Here is a 21,314-nt window from a genome sequence, read left to right on the forward strand (position 1 = left end):
CTCAAAGAAAAAACTTACTATACTTTTTATGTTGAAAATGCATACTTAATTTTCTACTGTTTTTGCTAATTCTTGTGTTATGTCATGATTGGCTGGGTGGCCTTTCCTGGCCTGCGGCAAGTGGATGGCCAGCACCGTGCCCTGGCCGGCCTGGCTGTCGATACGCAGTTCGCCGCCCAGCGCGTGGACACGTTCGCGTATGCTTTTCAGTCCGAAGGCGGCCCGCTTGCCATGGTCGCCCGGCTGCATGCCGATGCCGTTGTCGCTGATGCGCAGCACGATGGCGTCCGCGTCCTGCGCCAGCGCCACTTCCACTTCGCTGGCCTGGGCATGGCGCACGATGTTCGACAGCGATTCCTGCAGCACGCGGAAGATGGCCGACGTCTGGCGGTGGTCCAGGCCCAGGTCGGGCGCCTCGCTGTCGAGCGTGAGCCGGTAGCGGATGGCGCCGCGCCCCTCCATCTGGCGGATCAGCCATTCGGCCGCCGGGCCCAGTCCCAGTTCGAGGGTGCTGGGATGCAAGTCATTGATGATGGTGCGCACCGAGCGGATGGTCGTATCGATGGTGTCGAGCACGCGCTGCGCGTGGCGGTGCAGGCGCGGGTGGCCCTTGGCCGTGCGCGCGTGCAGCAGCGATACATCGATGCGCAGCACCATCAGGTTCTGGCCCAGGTCGTCATGAATGTCGAGCGCGATGCGGCGGCGCTCTTCTTCCTTGATGGTTTGCTGGTGGTCGGTCAATTCGCGCAGCTGGGCCAGGGTGCGTTCCAGGTTTTCCTCGTTGCGCTTGCTGTCGGTGATGTCGATGGCCATGGCGATGATCATCTGCGGCCGGCCGTTGGCGTCAAACACGGGTTTCTTGTGCGTCTGCACCAGGCGGTTTTCCTGCAGCTGCGCGTTCCATACCAATTCTTCGCGGATCACCACCTTGCGGCTGGCAAACGCTTCCCGGTCCGCCGCGTGGAAGCCCACGTTCTGATCACTGGGGAAGTGCTGCAGGTCGCGTCCTTCGGCGATGTCCTGCTGGCGCACGCCCCATTGCTGTTCGCAAGCCTGGTTCATCAGCAGAATGCGCGAATCGGCATCCTTGAGGAACAGCGACAGGGGCATCATGGAAATGATGTCCTGCAGCCGCTCTTCGCTGCGCGCCAGGGCCGCTTCCGTTTGCGCGCGCATGGCGATTTCTGCGGACAGCTGGAGATTCACGTCGAGCAGCTGGGCCGTGCGCAGGGCCACGCGGCTTTCCAGTTCCGCATGGGCGACGCTCAACGCGTGTTCGGCCCGCTTTTGTTCCGTGATGTCGCTGGCCAGCACGAGCGCGCCCGTCAAGGTGCCCAGCTGGTCGTACAGGCAGCGGCCGCTGATCATGGCCCAGCGTTCCGAGCCGTCGCTGTGCCAGTACTGCAGTTCGCCCATGCAGCTGTGTTCCTGCGTGCGCCTCAGCGGGCACAGGCGCAGCAAGGTCGCTTCATCGTGGAATTCGCTCATCTTGTGGCCCAGCAGCTTTTCCGCCGGGATGCCCAGCATGTCGCACAGGCGCTGGTTGAGATGCAATATCGTGCCTTGCGCATCCGTTTGCCACATCCCGTCCTGCGCCGTCTCGCTCAGGTCGCGGTAGCGCATGACGCTGGCGTCGAGCTGCAGTCGCGTGCTGGCCAGGTGGTTGCGCAGCACGCGCAGCAGCCACAGTGCGATGCCGCCAGCGGTCGCCAGCAGCAGCGACAGCCAGACATGTTCCCAGAAGTTGAGTTCCTGCCAGGCCGCGCCCGCCAGCCAGCCCAGCACGACCAGGATGAGGGCGGCGCATGCCGCACCCAGCGTTTCAATCGACCATTTGCTCATCCGCATTCCTGGCGTCGTGGTTGGCCGCTGCGGTGCGCCTGGCGCCGGAGTGGGGGGAGGATATTCCACGCTAGTGTAATACCAAATGTTGCTTTCTTGAGAATATTTTTCCATTGAGCAAGCAAAAGGGCCGGCCCTTGCGGTGCCGGCCCCTGCCTGCCGATGGCAATGTGGTGCGATCAGCCCGTGTTGCGCAAGCCTGCCGCCACGCCATTGATCGACAGCTGGATGCCGCGGTGCACCCGTTCATCGACTTTACCGGCGCTGGACAGGGCGCGGTTGCGCTTGATCAATTCCACCTGCAAGTGGTTCAGCGGGTCGAGATAGGCGAAGCGGTTCTGGATCGAGCGGGCCAGCAGGGGATTGCCCGCCAGGCGCTCGGTATTGCCGGTGATCAGCTCCAGGCAGCGCAAGGTGTTGCCATGCTCGTCCGTGATGCGCTTGTAGATGCGTTCGCGCAAGTCCTGGTCCGCCACCAGTTCCGCATAGCGCGAGGCGATCGCCAGGTCCGTCTTGGCCAGCACCATGTCCATGTTCGACAGCAGGGTGGCAAAAAATGGCCATTCGGCGTACATGGCGCGCAGGGTGGCGATCCTGTCGTCCTTCGCGGCGCCGTCGGCCTCGTTGATCCAGGCCTCGATGGCGCTGCCGAAGCCGAACCAGCCCGGCAGCAGCAAGCGGCATTGGCCCCAGGAAAAGCCCCAGGGAATGGCGCGCAAGTCTTCGATGCGCTGGTTGGCCTTGCGCGAGGCGGGGCGCGAGCCGAGGTTCAGTTCGGCAATTTCCGCAATCGGTGTGGCCGAGAAGAAATACTCCGTAAAGCCCGGCGTTTCATACACGAGGTGGCGGTAGGCGTGGTAGGCGAGGTCCGACAGTTCCGCCATCACGGCTTCGAACTGCGCCAGCTGGCCGTTGCGGGCCGGATTGGCTTCGTGCGGCGCCAGGCTCGCTTCCAGGGTGGCGGCGACCAGCAATTCCAGGTTGCGCCGGCCGATTTCCGCGTTGGAAAACTTCGAGGCGATGATCTCGCCCTGTTCCGTCAGGCGGATCTGGCCGTTGACGGTGCCCGGCGGCTGGGCCAGGATGGCTTCGTAGCTGGGGCCGCCGCCACGGCCCACCGTGCCGCCGCGGCCGTGGAACAGGCGCAGCTTGACGCCGGCCTTTTGAAAGTCGGACACGAGCGCCAGTTCCGCCTTGTACAGTTCCCAGTTCGACGTGAGGAAACCGCCATCCTTGTTCGAGTCGGAATAGCCGAGCATGACTTCCTGCAGCTGTCCCTGCTTGGCGATCAATTGTTTTACCAGGGGCAAGGCCATGACCTGGCTCATGATGCCGGCCGCGCGCTGCAGGTCGGGGATCGTCTCGAACAGGGGGATGACCATCAGCTCGCACGTGCTGTCGCCGTCGCCTCCAGCCTTCCAGTCGGTGCGCAGCAAGCCTGTTTCTTTTTGCAGCAGCAATACTTCCAGCAGGTCGGACACGGTTTCCGTGTGCGAGATGATGTAGTTGCGAATCGCCCGCGCGCCGTAGCGCTGGCGGATGTCGCGCGCCGCGCGCAGGATCGCCAGCTCGGAATCCGTTTCCGTGGCGTAGGCAATGTAGGGCGAGTACAGCAAACGCGGCTGGGCCAGTTCGTTCAGCAGCAGCGCTTGCTTGTCTTCCTCGGACAGGGACGTGTAATCGGCGGCCACGCCGCTTTTCGCGAACAGGTCGGCCAGCACGCGCTCGTGTACGTCCGAGGTCTGGCGCATGTCGAGCGACGCCAGGTGGAAGCCGAAGATGTCGGCCGCGCGTGCCAGGGTCGCCAGGCGCGGGCGCACGAGGGCAGCGCCGTGGTGCGATTCGAGCGAGGCGACGATGGTGCGCAAGTCGGCCACAAAGGCGGCCGCGTCAGGGTAGGCGGCCGCCGCGCCCACTTCCTTGCGCAGGATGTTGGTGGCGCCCAGCGCGCGGGCCGTGGCGGCCAGGCGCGCATAGATGCCGATCAGGGCGCGGCGGTACGGCTCGTCGCTGCGGTGCGGCGAAGCGTCCGGCGACTGGTCGGCCAGCGCCTGCAGTTCGGCGCTCACGCCCACCATCAGGGTCGAGACGGACAATTCCGCGCCCAGCGCGTGCACTTCGTCGAGGTAGAAATCGAGGATGGTGGTGGCGTGGCGCGCCAGCGCGTGCTGCATGGTGCCCGCGTTGACGTTCGGGTTGCCGTCGCGGTCGCCGCCGATCCAGCTGCCCATCTGCACGTAGGCGGCGTTGATCGGTTCTACCGTACCGTCGCCGTTCGGGTACTCGGCGGCGATGTCTTCCTCGATGTCGTCATACAGGCCCGGCAGTTCGCGCAAAAAGGTGATGCGGTAGTAGGACAGGGCGTTTTCGATCTCGTCGGCCACCGTCAGCTTCGAGTAGCGCAGCATGCGCGTCTGCCACAGGGTGGCGACACGCGAGCGCAGCAGCTGCATGTTGGCTTGCCGTTCTTTCGGCGTCTGCGGCAGGTCGCGCTCGGCCAGCAGGCGGGCGATGTCGTGCTCGGCGTCGAGGATGCTCTTGCGCTGCACTTCCGTCGGGTGGGCTGTCAGCACGGGTGCGATCAGGGCGTCCTGGAAGAAGGTGTCGACGGTCTTGCGCGGCACGCCGGCCAGGCGCAGTTTTTTCAACGCGAAGCTGACGCTGCCCTTTTGCGCCGGCGAGCCGGCCAGCAGGTGGGCGCGGCGGCGGCGGATGTGGTGCTGGTCTTCCGCGATGTTGGCCAGGTGCGAGAAATAGGAAAAGGCGCGCACGACGGAAATCGTCTGTTCGCGGCTCAGTTCCTTGAGCATGGCGTCCAGTTCCAGCGCGGCGTCCGCGTCCGCTTCGCGGCGGAAGCGCACGGAAGTCTGGCGTATGGTTTCCACCACATTGAAGACGGCGTCGCCTTCCTGCTCGCGCAGCACGTCGCCCAGCAGGCGGCCCAGCAGGCGGATGTCTTCTTTCAGCGGCGCGTCCTTGTCGGAGCCGGCCGCTGGAACTATTTCTGGTGCTACTGCGTCATTGAGCATAATAAAGAACCAAAGTAAGTGTAAAAGCAAGGGAATGTGGATCGCACCGGGCGTTTGGCCGCAGAGGGGAGGGGGCGCATGATAAAATTTGTGGTCTTCAACATGGACGCTAGCCTGACTTGGCCTTCTAGGCCAAGGGATAACGATTATAGCGACGCCGGGCACCATTCCGATACAAATTGATATCGGACGGGCGAATTGGCAACGATAATGACAACGACAGCCACAGCGAAAGAACTTGTTTTGAAAGCATCCGAATTGACCCCGAACGAATTGAATATTCCTGCCCGCCTGGTGATCGCCACGCGCGAGAGTCGTCTTGCCATGTGGCAAGCTGAACACGTGCGTGCGCGTCTGGCCGCCCTGTATCCGCAGTGTAGCGTTGAAATTCTCGGCATGACCACACGCGGCGACCAGATTCTGGACCGCGCCCTGTCCAAGGTAGGCGGCAAGGGCCTGTTCGTCAAGGAGCTGGAAGTGGCGATGGAAGAGGGCCGTGCCGACCTGGCCGTGCATTCGCTGAAAGACGTGCCGATGGAGTTGCCTGAAGGCTTTGCCCTGGCCGCCATCCTCGAACGCGAAGACCCGCGCGACGCGTTCGTGTCGAACGATTACGCCAGCCTGGCCGAGCTGCCGCATGGCGCCGTCGTCGGCACCAGCAGCCTGCGCCGCCAGTCGCTGATCGCCGCGCGCTATCCGCACCTGACGATACTGCCTCTGCGCGGCAACCTCGATACGCGTTTGGGCAAGCTCGACCGTGGCGACTATGCCGCCATCATCCTGGCCGCCGCCGGCCTGAAGCGCCTGGGCCTGGCTTCGCGCATCCGCGCCGTGCTGGCGCCGGAAGACAGCCTGCCGGCGGCGGGCCAGGGCGCCATGGCGATCGAAATCCGCAGCGGGCGTGCGGACGGCGCCGACCTCGTGCGCCTGCTGGCGCCGCTGAATCACACGGCCACGGCGCAAGCCGTCACGGCCGAGCGCAAGGTGTCGAAGATTTTCGGCGGCAGCTGCCAGATCCCGCTGGCCGCGTTCGCCACCGTCGAGGGCGAACAGATGCGCTTGCGCGCCATGGTCGCCACGCCGGACGGCGCGCGCATGGCCAGCGCCGACGTCAGTGGTCCGGCGGGCGCCCCCGAACTGCTGGGCGAGCAAGTGGCCGAACTGCTGCGCGGGCAAGACGCCGCCGGCATCCTCGCCTCGTGCGCCGTCACACCCGACAATCATGAAGGCCTGGCGCCGCATGCCTGACACCGTGGTGATCACGCGGCCCGCGGCGCAAGCGGGGCCGCTGGCCGCCCACATCGCAGCGCTGGGCTTGCCAGTGCAACTGCTGCCGCTGCTGGAAATCCACGCGCTCGACGGCGAGGACGAATGCGCGCACTTGCAAGCCGTACTGGCGCGCCTGCGCGATTTTGACCTGGTGGCCTTCGTCTCGCCAAACGCCATCGATTGCGTCTTTGCGCACTTGCCCGCCTGGCCGGCCGGCGTGCCGCTGGCCGTGGTGGGCGAGGGCAGCAAGATGGCCCTGGCCGCGCATGGCGTGACGGACGCCAACGCGGCCATCACCAGCCCGCTGGATACGGCGCGCAGCGATTCCGAACATCTGCTGCTGGCGCTGGACTTGCCGGCCCTGCGCGGCAAGCGCGTGCTGATCGTGCGCGGTGATGGCGGACGCGATTACCTGGCCGACGGCTTGCGCGCGGCCGGCGCCGAAGTCGAGTTCGTCACGGCCTACCGCCGCAAGGTGCCGACGCTGACGCCGGCCTTGCGGGCGACCCTGGAAAACCTGTTGCAGCATAATAATGACTGGATCATCACCAGCTCGGAAGCGCTGCGCGGTTTGCTGGCGCTGCTGGGCGAAATGGATGCTGAAAAGACGGCTGTTGTGAAAATGCAACAGCAGCATCTGATCGTGCCGCACGCCCGCATTGCACAAACGGCGGCGGCCCTGGGTTTTGCCCGTGTCACCCTGACAGGATCAGGCGACGCAGGAGTGCTCGCCGCGTTACAATCACGACCATGAACGAAATGCCTACACTCTCCGAACCGAATGCAACGCCTGGCAGCGCCGTGAAGACGGCGCCGCAGGCGGCCGACCAACCTGCCGGCCGCGCGCCGACCTTGCTGGAACAGCTGCAAAAGCCCATGAGCATCGCCGTCATCGTGCTGGCCGTGCTGCTGGCTGCGCAAAGCTGGTCGACCAGCAAGCAGATCCGCAACCTGCGCGAAGAAGTGGCCAAGCGCCTGCAAAAGGGCGATGTCAGCAATGCCGAAACGGGCGTGCTGGCGCGCAACGTGCAAGAAGGCACGAAAGAGCTGGAAATCAAGGTGGGCGCGCTGGAAAACCGCCAGAGCGAAACGCAAAGCCAGCAGCTGGCCCTGGAACAACTGTATAACGACTTGTCGAAGAACCGCGACGAGTGGGCGCTGACGGAAATCGAGCAAGTGCTGTCGACGGCCAGCCAGCAGCTGCAGCTGGCCGGCAACGTGCCCGGCGCGCTGATCGCCCTGCAGAACGCGGACCGCAGCCTGTCGCGCTCGGACAAGCCGCAATTCATCACCATCCGCCGTGCCATCGGGCGCGACATGGAAAAACTCAAGGCCCTCCCTAGCGTCGATTCGACGGGCGTGGCCCTGCGCCTCGACGCCGTGATCGCCCAGATCGACTCGCTGCCGATGCTGTCCGACGAAACGCCGGCCTTGCCGGCTGCGCCGGAAAAACCGGGCAAGGCCAAGCCCGTGCGCGATGCCGCCGGCAAGCTGGTGGGTCCGCCTGCGCCGGAACCGATGCTGCAAAAAGTACGCGACGGCTTCAATACCTGGAGCGGCGACATGTGGGCCGACGTGCGCCAGTTGATCCGCATCCGCCGCGTCGATACGCCGGAAGCGCTGATGCTGTCGCCGACGCAATCGTATTTCTTGCGCGAAAACGTCAAGCTGCGCCTGCTCAATGCCCGCATGGCCTTGTTGTCGCGCAATGAAACGGCTTTCCGTAACGACTTGATCGCTGCGCAGGATGCGCTGGCCAAGTATTTCGACACCCGCGCCAAGAGCACGCAGACGGCGCAAGCGCTGCTGCGCCAGGTGCAGGGCAGCAACTTGGCCATCGAAATGCCAACCTTGTCCGACAGCCTGACGGCTGTGCGCAACTACAAAGCGAAGTCCTGAGCCCATGCGTCTATTTCTCTGGTTACTCGCCCTGATGGCCGCGGCGATCGGTATCGCCGTGACGGCCCGTTTCAACCCTGGCAACGTGGTGCTGTTCTATCCGCCATACCGCATCGACTTGTCGCTGAACTTCTTCCTGCTGCTGCAGGTCGTGCTGTTCGTGCTGCTGTACCTGCTGGTGCGCGCCGTGCGCGCCACCGTGCGCATGCCGGCGCAAGTGGCGGCCTACCGCCAGCGCAAGCGTGAGCGCGATGGCAACAAGGGCTTGCGCGAAGCCTTGAAAGCCCTGTTCGAAGGCCGTTTCGGCCATGCGGAAAAAGCTGCCTTGCGCGCCGCCGAGCTGGAAGAAAACGCCGGCCTGGCCGCGCTGATCGGCGCGCGCGCCGCGCACCGCATGCGCCAGTCCGAACGCCGCGACAGCTGGCTTTCCCGCGTCGAAGGCGATGCCAGCCTGAAGACGGCCCGGTTGATGACGGTGACGGAATTGCTGGTCGACGACCACCAGCCGGAAGCGGCCCTGGCCGCCGTGCGCGAACTCAATGCCAGCGGCACGCGCCACATCCACGCGCTGCAATGGTCGCTCAAGGCCGAGCAGCAGGCGAAGAACTGGCCGGAAGTGCTGCGCCTGGTGCGTTCGCTCGACAAGCACCGCGCCCTGCATCCGGCCCTGTCGTCTCGCCTGCGCGAGCTGGCCTACGATCATTTGCTATCCGACCCGTCGCATGACGCGGAATCGCTGATGCGCGTCTGGTCGACCGTGCCCAGCAGCGACCGGGTCAAGCCGTACATCGCCTGCCGCGCCGCCACGGCCCTGAATGCGCGCGGCCTGCACGATGAAGCGCGCCTCGTGTGCGAAGAGTCGCTGGCCGCCGACTGGGACGAGCGCGTTGTGCGCGCTTACCGCGAAGCGGCGGCGCCAAGCGGCACGCCGGCCTTGCTGCTGCAGATCGAGCATTGCGAGCAATGGATGAAACAGCGTCCGCTCGATGCGGAACTGGCGCTGACCCTGGGCACCTTGTGCCTCAAGCAAAAACTGTGGGGCAAGGCCCAGCGCCACCTGGAACAGGCCTTGTCGGACGCGAACGAGCCGCAAATGGTGCGCGACGCCCACCTGAAGCTGGCGCAGATGCACGACGCCTTGCAGCAGACGGAACAGGCTGCCGCCCATTACCGGCAGTGCGCTTTGGCAACCATCCTGTAAGCCACTTGTTTCTCCAGACGTAAAAAAGCCGTTCAGTGCAGACTGAACGGCTTTTTTTTGCGCTGCTACTTTGCTACTTTACTTCTTCGCGCTGTACTTTTTCGGTACGGCGGCACCTTCCGGCAAGGCATATGCGACCAGGGTGTCGCTCATCTTCGTGCCCAGCGAACCGTGGCCGCCGGCCATGACGACGACGAACTGGCGTCCCGACTTGTTCGACACATAGCTCATCGGCGTAGCCTGGCCGCCGGCTGGCAAGCGGGCTTTCCAGATCACTTTGCCGTTGCTGACGTCGTAGCCGCGGATGTAATAGTCGAGTGTGCTGCTGAGGAAAGTCACGCCGCCACCGGTGGTCACCATGCCGCCCAGGCTGGGCACGCCCAGTGGCAGCGGGATCGGCACGGGACCGCTGTCGCGCGTGGTGCCGTTCTTGTGCATCCACACTTTTTTCATCGTGCGCAGGTCGACGGCGGCCACATAGCCCCATGGCGGTGCCTGGCACGGGAAGCCCAGCGGCGACAAGAAGGCCTTGATTTCCACGGCGAACGGGACGCCCGTCTGCGGCTGCAAGCCCATTTCGCCGCCGGTGCCGCCCTTGGCCGTCGTTTCCGCGCGCGGTACGAGTTTTTCCAGGAAGCCCATGTAGTCGGGGTTGACGATCAACAACTGGCGCACAGGATCGATGGCCGCGCCACCCCATTCGAAGATACCCAATGGACCCGGGGAGATGACGGCACCCTTGCCGGCCGTTTGCGGCGTGAACGGGCCTTCATAGCGGCGTTCCTTGAAGATGATGCGGCAAGCGAGCTGGTCGAACGGTGTCGTGCCCCACATGTCCGCTTCGCTGATATTGCGCTCTGGCAGGAAGGTGAGGGCCGAGAACGGCTGCGTGGGCGACAGGGTGTCGCCGGCGGCAGGATTGCTCGTCGGCACGGCTTTTTCCGGCGCCGGTACGACCAGGCTGCCATCGCGGCGGTCGATCACGTAGATGTCGCCGCGCTTGGTGGTGGCCACGACGGATGGCACTTTGCCTTTCGGCGTGTCGATGTCGACCAGGCTAGGCTGGCCGCCGATGTCCATGTCCCAGATATCGTGGTGCACGGTCTGGTAGACCCAGCGCACTTTACCCGTTGCCAGGTCCAGCGCGACGATGGCGCTGTTGAATTTCTCGCCATTCTTGTTGCGGTTGCCGCCCCAGGTGTCGGGGGTTTCATTGCCCATCGGAATGTAGACCATGCCCAGCTTTTCATCGATGCTGGCCACGCCCCACGAGTTGGGCGAGTTGTTGGTGTAGTTCTTGCCTTCAGGGAAGGGCTGCGTATCTTCCGGCGTGGCAGGGTCCCAGTTCCACATCAGCTTGCCGGTGACGGGATCGTAGCCGCGGATCACGCCCGATGGTTCTTCCGTCGAATGGTTGTCCGTCACGCTGGCGGCGATCACGGCCATTTTCTGCGACACGGCCGGCGGTGAGGTCGGCATCAGGAAACCGCGTTTGATCATCGCCATGTTCTTGTACAGGTTGACGACGCCGTTGTTGCCAAAGCTCTTGCACGACTCGCCCGTATCGGCGTTGACGGCGATCATGGTGCCGTCCATGGTTGGCGCCAGGATGCGGCGCGGGCATTCCATGCCGGCAGCTTCGGGGGCGGGATTGTTCTTCGCGCGGCCCGCGTTCACGTCCCAGTACGCCACGCCACGGCAGATCATGTGCTGGTAGCTGGCCGCGTCGCGGTTGATCTTCGGATCGTGGCGCCAGATTTCCTTGCCCGTGTCCGGGTTCAGGGCGATGACGATATTGTGCGGCGTGCACAGGTACAGCATGTCGTTGACCTTCAGCGGCGTGACTTCGTTGGCGATCTCGCCCGGGTCGTTCGGACCCTTGAAGTCGCCCGTGTGGTAGGTCCAGGCTTCTTTCAGGCCGGAAATATTCGCCGGCGTAATCTGCGCGGCCGGGGCATAGCGGTCGCCATAGCCGGAGCGGCCATACGCGGACCAGTCATTGTGCTCGACGCCGGGCGCCAGGTCGCCCGTGGCGGTGGCGGCCATGTTTTCGGCAGGTACGTCGCCATGCAGGTCATGGTAGTCCTGGAACAGGGCGATGACACCGGCGATGACGGTCAGGGCCACGGCGGCGGAGAGCACCGTCTTGCCCGCTTGACCCTGTTTCGCCGCGGCGGCTGGCGCCAGGCGGCGGTTGACGAAGGGCAGCAGCAGCCAGACGGCGGCGGCAAACCAGATGTCGAGGCGCGGCAGCAATTGCCACCAGTCGAATTTCACTTCAATGACGGACCAGATGAGAGTGGCGATCAGCAGGAAGGCCATGAACGGTTGTGCGCTGCGCTTGCCCTGGAACACCAGCGCGCCGGCAACGAGCATGCCGATACCGGCCAGCAGGTAGTACCAAGAGCCGCCCAGAGAGGCCAGCCAGATGCCGCCGCCCAGCAGGGCGAGGCCAAACAGAATGAAAATAACGCCGGTGACCTTTAATAAAGGCCCGGGCCGGAAAGAGGGAATCATCATATTCCTTTTTGCAAGGATTTATCGGTGGCGCGTGATGCGCCATATTGAATCTAGCGAAGGCTTTGTTTGCAGAGTATGCGAAGTTTTGGAAACACCAGAATGTGACAGTTTATCAGAATTGATGAATGTCTTCTGGTCGCGCCATTTTTTGGCAGGGCCGCCATTTGAATAAATAAATGCTTCAAATAAGCGCAAATATTATGCTGGAAGAGGGAATTCCCGGGCTGGAGGATTGTGTTGAAGCGGCGACGTCGTCATGCGCCCGCATTGCGAGGAGAATAAGATTGACGCTGTTGTTATAAGTGGCTGCATAAAATGCAATATCGAATATAATAACCATGTTTGCCGCATGGTGATATTGAAATGAAAATAGGCGGATATTGGCGGTATTAACTCGGAACTGACCGTAGTAATGCTTAAGTGTTTCTACTTATTATTTTCGGCAGCCTGTTTATTGTCCCGGTGGCAGGCTGCGGGGTTCAGTGAACCGGGCGCGCCACTGTTGCTGGCAGGACGCGCAAAACGCCGGCGGGCCGCTGCTGCGTCGCACAAGCGGCCTGTACTTCGCTATAATTGCGCGGTTAAAACACCACCCGCTAATGAGGAATCCCATGAGTTTGAATAACGTCTCTTCCGGCCGCGACCTGCCGAACGATTTCAACGTCGTCATCGAAATCCCGATGAATGCCGATCCGATCAAGTACGAAGTCGACAAGGAAAGCGGCGCGATCTTCGTCGATCGCTTCATGGGTACCGCCATGCATTACCCGTGCAACTATGGCTACGTGCCAAACACCCTGTCGCCGGACGGCGACCCGGTTGACGTGCTGGTCATCACCCCGTTCCCGCTGATCCCGGGCGTGGTCGTGCGCTGCCGTCCTATCGGCGTGCTGAAAATGACCGACGAGTCGGGCGAAGACGCAAAAGTGCTGGCCGTGCCAGTCGACAAGGTCCTGTCGATCTACAGCCACTGGCAAAAGCCGGAAGACTTGAACGAACTGCGTTTGCGCCAGATCCAGCATTTCTTTGAGCACTACAAGGATCTGGAAAAAGGCAAATGGGTCAAGATCGACGGCTGGTATGGTCCTGAAGTGGCCAAGGAAGAAATCCTGAACGGCGTTGCAGCCTTCAAGACCGACGCCGCCAAAGCCTAAGAACACCGAGTAAGAAGAGCGCTCCCCGCCAGTCATGGCCGGGAACGTTTTTTTATGTGCGAAACGGACTGTGCTCGTTCAATTCATCGAGGTAGGCATCGATGCCGCCCCGTTCTCGTTCAAGGAAACGCTGCACGGCGTCGGCAAAGGCCGGGTGCGCCAGCCAGTGGGCGGACCATGTCTTTTGCGGCAGGAAGCCGCGCGCCATCTTGTGTTCGCCCTGGGCGCCCCCTTCGAAGGTGGCGATGCCGTTGGCGATGCAGAACTCCAGCGGCTGGTAGTACGCCGTCTCGAAATGCAGGCAGGGCACGTGCTCGAGCGCGCCCCAGTAGCGGCCATATAAAGTGTCTGCCGTGTGGATCACCAGCGAGGCGGCAATGGCCCGTTCTTCGCGCTCGGCGATCACCAAGAGAATGTTTTCCGGCATGCTGGCGCCTATGCGCCGGAAGAACTCCAGCGACAGATAGGGCGAGGAGCGGTGTTCCGCATAGGTATTGCTGTAGCAGTGGTGGAACAGTGTCCAGTCCGCGTCCGTGGCGTTCGCTCCGCGCACCTGGCGCAGGGTGACGCCCGCTTCCCGCACCTTGCGCCGCTCGGCGCGGATATTCTTGCGCTTCTTGTGCTCGAGGGTAGCGAGGAATTGCTCGAAATCCGTGTAGCCGGGATTGAGCCAGTGAAACTGCACGCCACTACGCATCAGGTAGCCAGCTTCCTCCAGCTGGCGTGCTTCGCTTTCCGGCGGGAACAGGATGTGGCAGGACGACACGTCGGCCGCTTGCTGCTGGGCTTGAAGAAAGGCCAGCAGGGCGGCGCGGGCCTGGCCATCGCGGGCCAGCAGACGCGTGCCGCTGACGGGCGTGAATGGTATCGCGGACAACAGTTTCGGGTAATATTCAAGGCCATGTTGCCGATAGGCGTCGGCCCAGGCCCAGTCGAACACGTATTCGCCATACGAATGCATTTTGAGGTACAGGGGCAGGGCGGCGGCCAAGGTTTCGCCTTGCCACAGCACCAAGTAATTTGGCTGCCAGCCCGTGTCCGCGCTGGCGCAGCCGGACTCGTGCAGCGCGTGCAAGAAGGCGTAGGAAAGGAAGGGAGTGGCGTCCGCCTGGCGTGCCAGCAGTTCAGACCAGGCCGCTTCGCCAATTTCAGCCAGGGTAGTGACGATAGCCGTGCGATAATTCATTGTTGTAGTGTGCATTCATCACTCTCGGGGCGCCGCCACCGGCCTGCGCGCCCCTGTCTTGTTTAATAGAACGAAAATATCCATCATCATCATGACAGTCAAAGTCGCAATTGCTCAAATGAATAGTACGGTCGGCGATCTGGCCGGCAACCGTGCCAAGATCTTCGACCTTTCCCGCCGTGCCTTTGACGCGGGCGCCGATATCGTGCTCACGCCGGAACTGTCGCTGGTCGGCTATCCACCCGAGGACTTATTGCTGCGCAATGCATTCTACGCAAAAACGCAGGAAGCGTTTGCGGGGCTGGCTGCCGACCTGGCCCAGTTCAAGGATTTGCACGTGGTGGTGGGCTTGCCCCTGCAAGACGAGAAGGGCGTGCGCCACAACGCCGCCTCTGTGTTGCTCAATGGCGAAGTGCTGGGCACCTACCGCAAGCATGATTTGCCGAACACCACCGTGTTCGATGAAAAGCGTTATTTCACGTCGTCGGACCAGGCTTTCGTGTTTGGCGTGAAAGGCGTGCGTTTCGGCATCAATATCTGCGAAGACACGTGGTTCGAGCATGCGCCGATGCGCGCCCGCGCGGCTGGCGCGCAAGTGCTGCTGGTGCCGAACGGCTCGCCCTACCACATGAACAAGCAGCATCTGCGCTATGACACCATGCGCAAGAATGTCAGCGCGCAAGGCATGGCCTTGGTCTACGCCAACCTGGTCGGTGGCCAGGATGAACTGATCTTCGATGGCGACTCGTTCGTCATGGATGCGGCCGGCACGATGTGCGCCCAGCTGCGCCACTTCGAGGAAGACTTGCAACTGGTCGAGTTCGACGGCGCCACGCCCGTGCCGCAGCCGCTGGCCGCGCCGTTGACCACCGAGGCGCAGGTGTACCAGGCGCTGGTGCTGGGCGTGCGCGACTATATCGGCAAGAACGGTTTTCCTGGCGTGCTGATCGGCATGTCGGGCGGTGTCGATTCCGCCCTGACCCTGGCGATTGCCGTCGATGCGCTGGGCGCCGACAAGGTGCGCGCCGTCATGATGCCATCGCAATTTACGGCCGATATCTCGTGGATCGATTCGCGCGACATGGTAAAACGCCTCAATGTGCGCTACGATGAAATTCCGATCAAGCACACCTTCGATGCCTTCCGCGCCACCCTTGCTGACGAGTTCGCCGGACTGGCGGAAGACGCGACGGAAGAAAACATCCAGGCGCGCATCCGCGGCACCTTGCTGATGGCCCTGTCGAACAAGCATGGCAGCATCGTGCTGACGACGGGCAACAAGAGCGAGATGGCGGTCGGTTATTGCACCCTGTACGGCGACATGGCGGGCGGCTTTGCCGTGATCAAGGATATCGCCAAGACGCTCGTGTACCGTTTGTGCGCCTGGCGCAACAGTGTGTCGGACGTGATACCCGAGCGCATCCTGACGCGCGGACCGTCGGCTGAATTGCGCGCCGACCAGCTGGACCAGGATTCCTTGCCGCCATACGACGTACTCGACGGCATCATGCAGCTGTACATGGAAGAAAACCGGCCGATCGCCGACATTATCGAGGCTGGCTACCCGCCGGCCGACGTGGCGAAAATCACGCGCCTGATCAAGATCAATGAATACAAGCGGCGCCAGTCGCCGGTGGGCATCCGCGTCACGCACCGGGGCTTCGGCCGCGACTGGCGCTACCCGATCACCTCCAAGTTCTACGAATAAGCAGCCAGGGGAACCCAATCTGTCGATTTTAAGGAGAAGCCATGAAACAGATTACCGCCATCATCAAACCATTCAAGCTCGACGAAGTACGCGAGGCCCTGGCCGATGTGAACGTGACGGGCTTGACCGTGACGGAAGTGAAGGGCTTTGGCCGCCAGAAGGGGCATACCGAGCTGTACCGCGGCGCCGAGTACGTGGTCGACTTCCTGCCGAAAGTCAAAGTTGAGGTGGTGGTCGACGACAGCGTATCGGAACTGGTGGTCGACGCCATCATCAAGGCAGCCCGCACGGGCAAGATCGGCGATGGCAAGATATTCGTGCGCGACGTGGAGCAGGTGATACGCATCCGTACGGGTGAAACCGGTCCGGACGCGGTGTAAGTCTGGACCAGCAATGTTGTCGGATTACGGCTCTCGGAGCCTAATCCGACCTACGTGTAGTAAGCTGTGTCATGTCGTAGGTCGGCTTAGCGCGCCAGCGCGTAAGCCGACATGCGCCGCCAACAACGTTGCCCGTCGACGTATCAGCGCCCCAGCCGCATATCGAATTTCCAGCAAATCAGGCGCAGAATCGTGATGCCGCTGGCGCTGGTCCACAGCGCGAAGTCGTGCTCGGCGCCGAAGTGCATCTGCAATAAATAAGCCCAGCAGCCGAAGAACGCGCAGATCGCGTACGGTTTGCCGTCGCGAAATACCATCGGTACTTCGTTGCAGACGATGTCGCGCATCACGCCGCCAAAAATCCCCGTAATCACCCCCATCATCGACGCGATGAACAGCGGCATGCCGGCGCGCGTCGCTTCGGCCACGCCCGCGATGGCGAACATGCCCAGGCCGATGGCGTCGGCGATGACGATCAGGCGTTCCGAGACGATCTGGCGTAAGTGCTGGATCAAGGGCGCGGCCGTCAGGGCCAGCACGAAGATGAGAATCGCGTATTCCTGGTGCGAAACCCAGAACAATGGGCGCTTGTCGAGCAGGATGTCGCGCAAAGTGCCCCCGCCAAACGCCGTGATGAAGGCCACGACGAACACGCCGACCAGGTCCATGCGCTTGCGGCGCGCTTCGATGAAGCCGGAAAACGCGCCCACCAGGATGGCGATGACCTCAATGATCTTGATCAGCGAGCCAGGCGGCAATTGGGGTGGCATCATGGGTGGCGCGCGTGCACGAGACGCTAAGCAGGAAATAATTGTCACAGGTTAACATGACACGGCCCCGAATGGTGACAAACGGGGGCCGTGCGCGTGGGCTAACTTGTTACTGAATTGTGATTTCTTGCTGCGGTGCTCAGCGGATGGGCTGCAGGGCGGAAGAAAGCAGTACGACGAGCGCGCCATCGCCCCCTTCGGAGCGGCGCGCCTGGCAAAAGGCGATGACTTCATCCTTTTGCACGAGCCAGCTGTGCACCATCGATTTCAAGACCGGTTCCTGGCCTTTCGAGCCCAAACCCTTGCCGTGGATCACGCGCACGCAGCGCAGCTTGCGCCGCGTGGCCTGGTTCAAAAAGGCGCCGATGCCGTCGCGCGCCTCGTCGCGGCGCAAGCCGTGCAAGTCGAGCTCATCCTGGATGGGCCAGTGGCCCTTGCGCATCTTCTTCACCACGTCCGGTCCCACGCCGGGGCGGGCGTAGTTCAGGGCCGGATCGTTTTCCAGGTAATGGTCGACTTCGAACAAGTCCGACAGGGACTCGCGCAGCACGGCCGCATCGTCCTCTTCCGGGGATAATTTGCGCGCCGATTGCTGGGCCGCCATGGCGCCCGCCTTGGGCAGGCTGGGCACGTAGCGGTCCGACTCGGGCAGGCGCTTGACGCCGCCGATGCTGGCCTTGAATAGATTGCTCTCCACGGCCTGCACCTTGACCTGCTGAGCGCGCTCCGCTTCAGCCTGGGCGCGCGCATCGGCCTGCTCCTTGAGCTGCTTGCTGACCGCTTTCAGGTCGGCAAAGTCTTTCATCGACGCCATGCGACGCTTACTCCTGGCCTTCCAGGTAGCGCTGGGCGTCCAGTGCTGCCATGCAACCCGTGCCGGCGCTGGTGATGGCCTGGCGGTAGATGTGGTCTTGCACGTCGCCGGCGGCAAACACGCCTGGTGCGCTGGTGGCCGTGGCCATGCCTTCCAGGCCCGTCTTGGTCTTGATGTAGCCGTTGTGCATGTCCAGCTGGCCTTCGAAGATGCCCGTGTTCGGCTTGTGGCCGATGGCGATGAAGACGCCATGCACGGAGAGCGCTTCGACCTTGCCGTCGATGGTCGACTTGATGTTCAGACCCGTCACGCCGCCTTCGTTGCCCGTCACTTCGTCCAGAGTGTGGTTATATTTCAACACAATCTTGCCTTCGGCAACCTTGGCGTTCAGGCGGTCGATCAAAATCGCTTCCGCGCGGAACTTGTCGCGGCGATGGATCAGCGTGACTTTATTGGCGATGTTCGACAGGTACAGCGCTTCTTCGACGGCTGTGTTGCCGCCGCCGACAACGGCCACTTCCTGGTTGCGGTAGAAGAAGCCATCGCAGGTGGCGCAGGCGGATACGCCCTTGCCCATGAATTCCGCTTCCGATGGCAGGCCCAGGTATTGCGCCGATGCGCCCGTAGCGATGATCAGGGTGTCGCACGTGTATTCGTGGCTGTCGCCCTTCAGGCGGATCGGTTTTTCATTGAGGAACGTCGTGTGGATGTGGTCAAACACGATTTCTGTATTGAAGCGCTCGGCGTGTTGCAGCAAGCGCTGCATCAGGTCCGGGCCTTGCACGCCCATCGGGTCGCCAGGCCAGTTTTCCACGTCGGTGGTGGTCATCAACTGGCCGCCTTGTTCCACGCCGGTCACCAGCATCGGGTTCAAGTTGGCGCGGGCGGCGTAGACGGCGGCGCTGTAGCCGGCTGGGCCGGAGCCGAGGATCAAAACGCGGGCGTGTTTGGTAGTGGTCATGGGAGGCTTCTCTATGAGTGGGGTCTATCCGAATTGGGGGCATACGCGCGAAGAACAAGGGCGTATTGCGCTTGCGCAAGCAATCCACGATTATAGACCAAGCCGCCTGTAGCGACGAATCGTGGGGCCGTCCGGGGCATATATGGCTTAGAATACTTCCTTATTATGGGAAATTCCCTTTCAGAAACATTTTTCACCTTGCAGCGCTTCCCAGAATGACTAAACCAGCCCAGGCCAATCAAAATAGCTACACCCGAAAACCGGTCGAACGCCGGCCCCTGCCCAACCGGCTGGTGCGGCTGCTGTCCGAGGCGCGCTGGTTCGCGCTGGCCGCGTTTGCCTTGTATTTCGTGCTGATCCTGGCCAGCTTCAACAAGCTCGACCCCGGCTGGTCGCACGCCACCAACGTCGACAAGGTGGCCAACCTGGGCGGCAAGCTCGGCGCGACCTTCTCCGATTTGCTGCTGTATATTTTCGGCTTTTCCGCCTGGTGGTGGTGCGTGTGGCTGCTGCGCACGGTATGGCATGGCTATCGCCGCCTGAGCAAGCGCTTCCTGCTGGAAGAGGAAGAGGTGGAGCGCGAGCACCATGTCGAGATGCTGATTCGCATCGTCGGTTTTTCCATCATGCTGATCGGCAGCATGGGCCTCGAATACCTGCGCATGGCGAAAAGCTTGCACGTGCAGCTGCCGCGCGACCCGGGCGGCGTGCTGGGCCAGCTGGTCGGGCACTCGGCCCACGTGGCTTTTGGTTTTACGGGCGCGACCTTGCTGCTGTTGCTGCTGTTCGGCCTCGGTTTCAGCCTGTTCTTCCACGTGTCGTGGTTGCAAGTGGCCGAGCGCATCGGTGGCGCCATCGAAGACGCCGTCAACTGGTTCGTGCTGCGCTACCAGGACCGCGAAGACCGCCGCCAGGGTGAAGTGGCCGCCGTGCGCCGCGACGAAGTGGTGGTCATCGAACGGGCCAAGCACGTGGAGAAACATGTGGCCGCGCCGCCCGTGAAGATTGAACCGCAGGTGGTGACGGTGGTGAAATCGGAGCGCGTGGAAAAGGAACGCCAGGCCCATCTGTTTGAGAACCTGGGCGATGGCAAGCTGCCGCCGCTGTCTTTGCTCGATGAAGCGCCGCCCGTGGTGGAAACCGTCTCCGTGGAAACCTTGGAATTCACGAGCCGCCTGATCGAAAAGAAATTGTCCGACTTTGGCGTCGATGCCAAGGTAGTGGCCGCTTACCCCGGCCCCGTCGTCACGCGCTATGAAATCGAGCCGGCCACGGGTGTCAAAGGTAGCCAGATCGTGGGCCTGGCGCGCGACCTGGCCCGTTCGCTGTCGCTGACTTCCATCCGGGTGGTGGAAACCATTCCAGGCAAGAATTACATGGCGTTGGAACTGCCGAACACCAAGCGCCAGATCGTGCGCCTGACGGAAATCCTCGGCTCCAAGGTCTACAACGATGGCGTGTCCAGCCTGACGATTGCGCTGGGCAAGGATATCGCGGGCAAGCCCGTCGTGGCCGATCTCGCCAAGATGCCCCATTTGCTGGTGGCCGGTACCACCGGTTCCGGTAAATCCGTGGGCATCAACGCGACGATTTTGTCGCTGCTGTACAAATCCGACCCGCTCGACGTACGGCTGATTCTGATCGATCCGAAGATGCTGGAAATGTCCGTCTACGAAGGCATTCCGCACTTGCTGGCGCCCGTGGTGACCGACATGCGCCAGGCCGGCCACGCGCTGAACTGGGCCGTGAACGAGATGGAACGCCGCTACAAGCTGATGAGCAAGATGGGCGTGCGTAACCTGGCTGGCTACAACGCGAAGATTGCCGACGCGAAAAAGCGCGAAGAACATATCCCGAATCCGTTCAGCCTGACGCCTGACTCGCCGGAACCGCTGGAAAAACTGCCGACCATCGTCATCATCATCGACGAGCTGGCCGATTTGATGATGGTAGTTGGCAAAAAAGTCGAGGAATTGATCGCGCGTATCGCGCAAAAGGCGCGCGCCGCAGGTCTGCACTTGATTCTGGCCACGCAGCGCCCATCTGTAGACGTGATCACGGGCTTGATCAAGGCGAACATCCCCACGCGTATCGCGTTCCAAGTGTCGTCGAAGATCGACTCGCGCACCATTCTCGACCAGATGGGCGCGGAAACCTTGCTGGGCATGGGCGACATGCTGTACATGCCGCCCGGCACCGGTTTGCCGATGCGCGTGCACGGCGCGTTCGTGTCCGATGAAGAAGTCCACCGCGTTGTCAGCCATTTGAAGCTGCAGGGCGAACCGAATTACATCGAGGGCATCCTCGAAGGCGGCACCCTGGAAGGCGACGGCGCCGAAGGCGGCGTGCCGGGCGAGGGCGGCGGCGAGGCCGATGCCCTGTACGACCAGGCGGTGGCGGTGGTGCTGAAAAACCGCCGCGCCTCGATTTCGCTGGTGCAGCGTCATTTGCGCATCGGCTACAACCGCGCCGCCCGTCTGCTCGAGCAGATGGAGCAGAGCGGGGTGGTATCAACCATGCAATCCAATGGCAACCGGGAAATCCTGGTGCCGGCGGCCAGTAGTGAACAAGGGTAAACAGA

The 21,314-nt window shown here is 62.6% G+C and carries 15 protein-coding genes; 8 read left to right on the top strand and 7 right to left on the bottom strand.

Annotation, left to right across the window (positions count from 1 at the left end; genetic code table 11):
• Positions 1–45: 45 nt before the first annotated feature.
• Positions 46–1,842, bottom strand: a complete 1,797-nt coding sequence (locus AC4BCN_RS10255; protein ID WP_490493215.1) for a PAS domain-containing sensor histidine kinase — start codon at positions 1,840–1,842, stop codon at positions 46–48.
• A 179-nt stretch (positions 1,843–2,021) separates the two neighbouring features.
• Positions 2,022–4,871, bottom strand: a complete 2,850-nt coding sequence (ppc, locus tag AC4BCN_RS10260; RefSeq protein ID WP_490493216.1) for a phosphoenolpyruvate carboxylase — start codon at positions 4,869–4,871, stop codon at positions 2,022–2,024.
• 243 nt (positions 4,872–5,114) lie between these two features.
• Between ppc and hemC the strand changes: the two genes are divergently transcribed.
• From hemC to AC4BCN_RS10280, 4 genes are read left to right on the top strand one after another with little or no spacing between them, the layout of a single operon-like run.
• Positions 5,115–6,119: a hydroxymethylbilane synthase gene (gene hemC / locus AC4BCN_RS10265; RefSeq protein ID WP_436484053.1), complete on the top strand. Its 1,005-nt coding sequence runs from the start codon at positions 5,115–5,117 to the stop codon at positions 6,117–6,119.
• Positions 6,112–6,894 carry a uroporphyrinogen-III synthase gene (locus AC4BCN_RS10270; RefSeq protein WP_490493217.1) on the top strand — a complete coding sequence of 261 codons (783 nt, stop codon included), beginning with the start codon at positions 6,112–6,114 and terminating at the stop codon, positions 6,892–6,894. The genes hemC and AC4BCN_RS10270 overlap by 8 nt, the downstream gene beginning before the upstream one ends.
• Positions 6,891–8,039 carry a uroporphyrinogen-III C-methyltransferase gene (locus AC4BCN_RS10275; protein WP_058049383.1) on the top strand — a complete coding sequence of 383 codons (1,149 nt, stop codon included), beginning with the start codon at positions 6,891–6,893 and terminating at the stop codon, positions 8,037–8,039. Before AC4BCN_RS10270 ends, AC4BCN_RS10275 begins: the two co-directional genes overlap by 4 nt.
• Before the next feature lie 4 nt (positions 8,040–8,043).
• On the top strand, positions 8,044–9,240 hold the full coding sequence (locus AC4BCN_RS10280) for a heme biosynthesis protein HemY (protein WP_080698801.1): 1,197 nt from the start codon (positions 8,044–8,046) through the stop codon (positions 9,238–9,240).
• A gap of 78 nt (positions 9,241–9,318) precedes the next feature.
• Here the strand turns inward: AC4BCN_RS10280 and AC4BCN_RS10285 are convergent, their stop codons facing one another.
• Positions 9,319–11,760 carry a membrane-bound PQQ-dependent dehydrogenase, glucose/quinate/shikimate family gene (locus tag AC4BCN_RS10285; protein WP_490493218.1) on the bottom strand — a complete coding sequence of 814 codons (2,442 nt, stop codon included), beginning with the start codon at positions 11,758–11,760 and terminating at the stop codon, positions 9,319–9,321.
• Between the two features lie 611 nt (positions 11,761–12,371).
• Here AC4BCN_RS10285 and ppa point away from each other — a divergent pair.
• Positions 12,372–12,914 carry an inorganic diphosphatase gene (ppa, locus tag AC4BCN_RS10290; protein WP_034786159.1) on the top strand — a complete coding sequence of 181 codons (543 nt, stop codon included), beginning with the start codon at positions 12,372–12,374 and terminating at the stop codon, positions 12,912–12,914.
• Positions 12,915–12,966: 52 nt separating this feature from the next.
• Here ppa and AC4BCN_RS10295 read toward each other — a convergent pair whose 3' ends face one another.
• Positions 12,967–14,100: a GNAT family N-acetyltransferase gene (locus AC4BCN_RS10295; protein ID WP_490493590.1), complete on the bottom strand. Its 1,134-nt coding sequence runs from the start codon at positions 14,098–14,100 to the stop codon at positions 12,967–12,969.
• A gap of 91 nt (positions 14,101–14,191) precedes the next feature.
• Between AC4BCN_RS10295 and AC4BCN_RS10300 the strand changes: the two genes are divergently transcribed.
• Together AC4BCN_RS10300 and AC4BCN_RS10305 are read left to right on the top strand one after the other, a co-directional pair.
• A complete protein-coding gene (locus AC4BCN_RS10300) occupies positions 14,192–15,808 on the top strand; it encodes an NAD+ synthase (protein ID WP_490493219.1) in 1,617 nt (538 codons plus the stop codon).
• A gap of 41 nt (positions 15,809–15,849) precedes the next feature.
• Positions 15,850–16,188, top strand: coding sequence for a P-II family nitrogen regulator (locus AC4BCN_RS10305; protein ID WP_034758685.1), 339 nt, complete (start codon positions 15,850–15,852; stop codon positions 16,186–16,188).
• Positions 16,189–16,331: 143 nt separating this feature from the next.
• On the opposite strand, the gene AC4BCN_RS10310 is transcribed toward AC4BCN_RS10305, so the two are convergent.
• From AC4BCN_RS10310 to trxB, 3 genes are all read right to left on the bottom strand, one after another.
• Positions 16,332–16,961: a trimeric intracellular cation channel family protein gene (locus tag AC4BCN_RS10310; protein ID WP_034758680.1), complete on the bottom strand. Its 630-nt coding sequence runs from the start codon at positions 16,959–16,961 to the stop codon at positions 16,332–16,334.
• Positions 16,962–17,097: 136 nt separating this feature from the next.
• Positions 17,098–17,772, bottom strand: a complete 675-nt coding sequence (locus tag AC4BCN_RS10315; RefSeq protein WP_490493220.1) for a Smr/MutS family protein — start codon at positions 17,770–17,772, stop codon at positions 17,098–17,100.
• A 7-nt stretch (positions 17,773–17,779) separates the two neighbouring features.
• Positions 17,780–18,733, bottom strand: coding sequence for a thioredoxin-disulfide reductase (gene trxB, locus AC4BCN_RS10320; protein WP_034758671.1), 954 nt, complete (start codon positions 18,731–18,733; stop codon positions 17,780–17,782).
• A 215-nt stretch (positions 18,734–18,948) separates the two neighbouring features.
• On the opposite strand from trxB, the gene AC4BCN_RS10325 reads away from it, so the two are divergent.
• Positions 18,949–21,309 (top strand): DNA translocase FtsK, encoded by a 2,361-nt coding sequence (locus tag AC4BCN_RS10325; RefSeq protein ID WP_070304042.1) that lies wholly within the window; start codon positions 18,949–18,951, stop codon positions 21,307–21,309.
• Positions 21,310–21,314 lie beyond the last annotated feature (5 nt).

It is taken from the genome of Janthinobacterium sp. Bl 1 (genome assembly GCF_058215535.1).

Excerpts from the sequence above, each read along its gene's own strand:
- AC4BCN_RS10310 (WP_034758680.1), bottom strand. The coding sequence starts at position 16,961 with ATGATGCCACCCCAATTGCCGCCTGGCTCGCTGATCAAGATCATTGAG.
- AC4BCN_RS10325 (WP_070304042.1), top strand. The coding sequence starts at position 18,949 with ATGACTAAACCAGCCCAGGCCAATCAAAATAGCTACACCCGAAAACCG.
- AC4BCN_RS10275 (WP_058049383.1), top strand. The coding sequence starts at position 6,891 with ATGAACGAAATGCCTACACTCTCCGAACCGAATGCAACGCCTGGCAGC.
- AC4BCN_RS10255 (WP_490493215.1), bottom strand. The coding sequence starts at position 1,842 with ATGAGCAAATGGTCGATTGAAACGCTGGGTGCGGCATGCGCCGCCCTC.
- ppc (WP_490493216.1), bottom strand. The coding sequence starts at position 4,871 with ATGCTCAATGACGCAGTAGCACCAGAAATAGTTCCAGCGGCCGGCTCC.
- AC4BCN_RS10305 (WP_034758685.1), top strand. The coding sequence starts at position 15,850 with ATGAAACAGATTACCGCCATCATCAAACCATTCAAGCTCGACGAAGTA.
- AC4BCN_RS10300 (WP_490493219.1), top strand. The coding sequence starts at position 14,192 with ATGACAGTCAAAGTCGCAATTGCTCAAATGAATAGTACGGTCGGCGAT.
- AC4BCN_RS10280 (WP_080698801.1), top strand. The coding sequence starts at position 8,044 with ATGCGTCTATTTCTCTGGTTACTCGCCCTGATGGCCGCGGCGATCGGT.
- AC4BCN_RS10295 (WP_490493590.1), bottom strand. The coding sequence starts at position 14,100 with ATGAATTATCGCACGGCTATCGTCACTACCCTGGCTGAAATTGGCGAA.
- AC4BCN_RS10315 (WP_490493220.1), bottom strand. The coding sequence starts at position 17,772 with ATGGCGTCGATGAAAGACTTTGCCGACCTGAAAGCGGTCAGCAAGCAG.
- AC4BCN_RS10285 (WP_490493218.1), bottom strand. The coding sequence starts at position 11,760 with ATGATGATTCCCTCTTTCCGGCCCGGGCCTTTATTAAAGGTCACCGGC.
- ppa (WP_034786159.1), top strand. The coding sequence starts at position 12,372 with ATGAGTTTGAATAACGTCTCTTCCGGCCGCGACCTGCCGAACGATTTC.
- AC4BCN_RS10270 (WP_490493217.1), top strand. The coding sequence starts at position 6,112 with ATGCCTGACACCGTGGTGATCACGCGGCCCGCGGCGCAAGCGGGGCCG.
- trxB (WP_034758671.1), bottom strand. The coding sequence starts at position 18,733 with ATGACCACTACCAAACACGCCCGCGTTTTGATCCTCGGCTCCGGCCCA.